Genomic DNA, 4,186 nt, shown 5'->3' with positions numbered 1-4,186 from the left:
ATCAACTGAGCGGCTTGCCGTTCCGTGAGTTCGAATCTCACCTTCTCCGCCATTTATATCGAAATTAAAAAGGCCGGTCCATGACCGGCCTTTTGTTTACCCTTCTACTCTGAACTATCCTCCACCGCATGCCATCCATTCAGCTCTGGGAACAGGGATTTGATGTGCGTTTCCACCTTCTCGTAGGCCCTTATCGCCTCGGGGATGTTCTCCCGAAGCAAAGCCTCGTCCATCTCAACCCCGTAGCCGTGGGTCAGTCGGTGACGAAAACGCCTCATGCCGCTCAGGGTGGGCTCGATATCCGGCGGAAGCAAGCCCTTCGCGTTTCCCGCCTCGACAAGACGCTTGTGCCAGGAGTCGTCCTTGGCGATCTTCTCCTTGTACACGCCCTCGATGAAAAGCCGCAGGACGTTCTCGACACTCATGTAAAGGTCGCCAAGGAGCATTCCCACTCCTGCACACACCGTCAGGCTCCAAGGGGCAGGGATGTCTTGAAGGGCCGTTTGGAGTTCTGAAACGGTTCGGCGGCTTTTCTCAAACACGATGCAGAGCGATTTTTTGTGGCTCTCGGTCAGCATAGATCTCCGCCCCTTCGTCAAGGATGATCGGAACAAGGAAACCGTTGTCCTCAACCCGGATGACGTCAACCGGCTTTCCGCCGAGTTCGTCGGCCCACAGAAGACGATCCCAGAAGGCATGATAGTCCTTCAGGGACAACCCTTCCACGGCGAGGTCGATGTCCTTGGCCTCATCTTCCGGCCCTGTCAAGCAGGAGCCGAAGAGCAAGATGCGAGCGGCACCGTATTCCTTGGCAACGGAACGAATGAAGGCTAAGCTTGTATCGTTCAGCACCGTGCCCACCTCCCAATGCCATTCTCCAGTGAATTTATAATACCATACCCTAAAATGAGGCTTCCTGGATCAAAATTTTTCAATTTGCCTCTTGAAGGCAGCCAAAGCATGGCATCAATAAGTGATCCAGGTCACAGTGACAGCGCGATCAACAGCAACAATCACAATGTTTCTGCGAAGAATAGCGCGCTGCCATTGTGCAAATTAAACGAACTTCTGTATTGTCGAAAATCACTGACCACACCAAAAAAGCGCGCCCAGGCTGCCCTTGATACGTCTTAAGCCTATGACCTCAGGCTTTTTACTTCCTTGACGCGCTTTAATTGTATATTAAAATAGTCTTCATTAAAAAGATAAGCTTTACCGGCCACAGGCTCCAAATGGGGATGCAGTCCCCGGAGCGGAGAGTGACTTTGTTTTGTTGAACCTCAGGCAGTTTGATTTTTACGTTTCAAAATTCGTTTCTTCGAGGAGGAAGAATTGATGAAGGGTTTTGCGATGCTGAAGATCGGCAGTGTGGGGTGGATCGAAAAGGATCGTCCGAAGTGCGGCCCTATGGACGCGATTTGTCGTCCCCTGGCTCTCGCGCCGTGCACCTCGGACGTCCATACCGTTTGGGAGGGCGCCGTCGGCGAGCGTCACAACATGATCCTGGGGCACGAGGGCACCGGAGAGATCGTGGAGGTCGGAGAGCTGGTCAAGGACTTCAAGCCGGGCGACAAGGTCATCGTCCCCGCCATCACCCCGGACTGGAACTCCCTGGAGGCCCAGGGAGGCTATTCCATGCACTCGCACGGGATGCTCAACGGATGGAAGTTCTCCAACGTCAAGGATGGCCTGTTCGGAGAGTTCTTCCACGTCAACGATCCGGATGGGAACCTGGCGCTCCTTCCGGAGAACATCGACCTCAAGGTGGCTCCCATGCTCTCGGATATGGTGCCCACGGGGTTCCATGGCGCCGAGCTCGCCGACGTCCAATATGGCGATGAGGTCCTGGTCATCGGGATCGGACCGGTCGGCCTGATGGCCGTGGCGGGGGCAAACCTGCGCGGAGCCTCACGCATCTATGCCGTGGGGACCCGTCCCGTGTGCATCGAGGCCGCCAAGTTCTATGGAGCCACGGACTTCATCGACTACAAGGGCGGGACGATCAGCGAACAGGCGCTCAAGCTGACCGGGGGCAGAGGCGTGGACAAGGTCATCATCGCAGGCGGAACCGTCGATACCTTCGCGGAAGCGGTCAAGTCGCTGAAGGCCGGCGGCAAGATCGGGAACGTGAACTATCTGGGATCGGGCGCGACGATCGACATCCCGCGCCTGGAGTGGGGCGTCGGCATGGGGCACAAGGCCATCAACGGCGGGCTGATGCCGGGCGGCCGGCTCAGGATGGAGAAACTGTCCCGCCTGGTATCGGTCGGCAAGCTAGACCTCTCCCCGTTGATCACCCACCCCTTCAAGGGCTTCGAGCACGTCGAAGAAGCGCTCTACCTGATGAAGGAGAAGCCGAAGGACCTGATCAAGCCGGTCGTCCTGCTCTGAGCCAACTCGCAAGCTGCGTCAGAGGCCGACCCCATTTCCCCGTGCGGGACGGGGCGGGCCTAACATCTTTTTCATTGACGCAAGCGGAGGGGAGAGCAGTTCTCCTCGTTCGGGGGCGGCCGTCCTGCGGCCGCCCCCTTGCGGCAAAGCCCGCAGCCACTTAAGGAGGTCGTTTATGAAAGTATTGGTGATATCCGGTTTTCTCGGCGCCGGCAAAACTCGCTTCATCAAGGATCTGGTGCGGCGCACCCGAAGGGACTTCGTCGTCCTGGAGAACGAATACGCCAACCTCGGCGTGGACGGCGGACGACTAAAGGAAGACGTTTCGGTCTGGGAGCTGACGGAGGGGTGCATCTGCTGTTCCGTCAAGTCCGACTTCGCGGCATCCGTCCTGACGATCTCCAACGCGCTATCCCCGGAATTTCTGATCGTCGAGCCGACCGGGGTAGGCTTGTTGAGCGCCGTCCTGGAGAACATCGGCAGGATCGCCTACGAGCGCATCGAGCTCCTGAGCCCCGTCACCCTGGTGGATGTCCACTGCTTCGACGAGTACCTGAAGACATTTGACGCTTTTTACGCCGACCAGATCCGCAACGCGGGAACGCTCTTGATCTCCAAGGCCGAAAACTCCCCTCCGGAGCGCGTCACTGCCGTCGCGGCGGAACTGCGCGGGCTGAACGCAGGAGCGGACATCCCCCTGCGGCATTACTCCGAACAGCCTCAGGAGTGGTGGGAGGCGCTGCTCTCAAAACCTCGTGCCGAGGAGCGCGCCTTCGCCGAGCTGGAGGGGCACCCCGACTTGAGCCAGGTCGGGTATTCCGGGTTCACCGTCAACGCCATGAACGAGTTCCTGCTGAAGCTTCAGTTTTTGATGCGCGGCACCCTGGGCACGGTCTATCGGGCCAAGGGCCGTTTCCCCGTCCAGGGACAATGGGCCTCTTTCGACCTCGTCAAGGACCGTTACGCCATCGAGCCATGCGCCCCCGCGGAGGATTCGAGGATGGTGATCATCGGCACGGACCTGAACGAAAAATACCTGCACAAACTCTTCGTGCAAAACGAGAGGCTGTTCTAGGGAAGCGGCTGCTTCATCGAGCCGTCGTCCGTCAGGCCCTGTCGGCCCTGTGGCACGCCACGAAGTGCCCCGGCGACACCTCTCTGAGCTCAGGCCGGAACTGTCGGCACCGTTCCTCGACCAGCGGACAGCGCGGGGCGAAGCGACAGCCGCACTGAAAGTCGATGGGGCTGCCCACCTCCCCCTTCAGGCGCACCCGGCGTTCCCTCATGGGGTTGTCCGGGTCCACGTCCGGAATGGAGGACAGCAGGGCCCTTGTGTACGGGTGAAGCGGCTCTCCGTAGAGCCGGTCCGTTTCGGCCAGCTCCACCAAGGCTCCAAGGTACAGGACCCCGACGCGGTCTGAGATGTGGCGCACCACGGCCAGGTCGTGGGCGATGAAGAGCGACGTCAGTCCCAGGTCCTTTCGCAGGTCCACCAGGAGGTTGACGATCTGGGCCTGAATGGAAACGTCCAGCGCCGAGATCGGCTCGTCACAGACCAGAAACTCCGGCTCTACGGCCAGTGCCCGCGCGATGCCGATGCGCTGACACTGCCCTCCAGAGAACTCGTGGGGGTAGCGGGAGCGGAACTCCGGCCTCAGCCCCATCCGCGTGAGGAGGCGGCAGACCCGCTCCTCGCGCTCTTCTTCGTCCCGGCACAGACGGTGGGCATCCAACCCCTCCGCCACGATGTCCCCGACGGTCATCCGGGGGTTCAGGGAGGCGTAGGGGTTCTGCA

Annotated in this window: 5 protein-coding genes; 2 read left to right on the top strand and 3 right to left on the bottom strand. The window is 59.7% G+C overall.

Translation table 11 applies throughout. The annotated features are described in order from the left end of the window. Positions 1-104: 104 nt before the first annotated feature. Complete coding sequence (locus tag Q0629_RS06760) at positions 105-446, bottom strand: hypothetical protein (RefSeq protein WP_366123183.1); 342 nt, start codon at positions 444-446, stop codon at positions 105-107. A gap of 88 nt (positions 447-534) precedes the next feature. Next, positions 535-852, bottom strand: a complete 318-nt coding sequence (locus tag Q0629_RS06755; protein ID WP_298780541.1) for a nucleotidyltransferase domain-containing protein — start codon at positions 850-852, stop codon at positions 535-537. 483 nt (positions 853-1,335) lie between these two features. Between Q0629_RS06755 and Q0629_RS06750 the strand changes: the two genes are divergently transcribed. After that, on the top strand, positions 1,336-2,391 hold the full coding sequence (locus tag Q0629_RS06750) for an NAD(P)-dependent alcohol dehydrogenase (protein ID WP_298780539.1): 1,056 nt from the start codon (positions 1,336-1,338) through the stop codon (positions 2,389-2,391). A 175-nt stretch (positions 2,392-2,566) separates the two neighbouring features. Further along, positions 2,567-3,466: a GTP-binding protein gene (locus Q0629_RS06745; protein WP_298780535.1), complete on the top strand. Its 900-nt coding sequence runs from the start codon at positions 2,567-2,569 to the stop codon at positions 3,464-3,466. A 31-nt stretch (positions 3,467-3,497) separates the two neighbouring features. Here the strand turns inward: Q0629_RS06745 and Q0629_RS06740 are convergent. Then, a partial coding sequence (locus Q0629_RS06740; RefSeq protein WP_298780533.1) for an oligopeptide/dipeptide ABC transporter ATP-binding protein occupies positions 3,498-4,186 on the bottom strand: 689 nt, incomplete at its 5' end.

The organism is uncultured Fretibacterium sp., assembly GCF_938030725.1.
In the GTDB taxonomy this organism is placed as follows: domain Bacteria; phylum Synergistota; class Synergistia; order Synergistales; family Aminobacteriaceae; genus Fretibacterium.
This window is presented reverse-complemented; position numbering and strand designations above follow the sequence as displayed.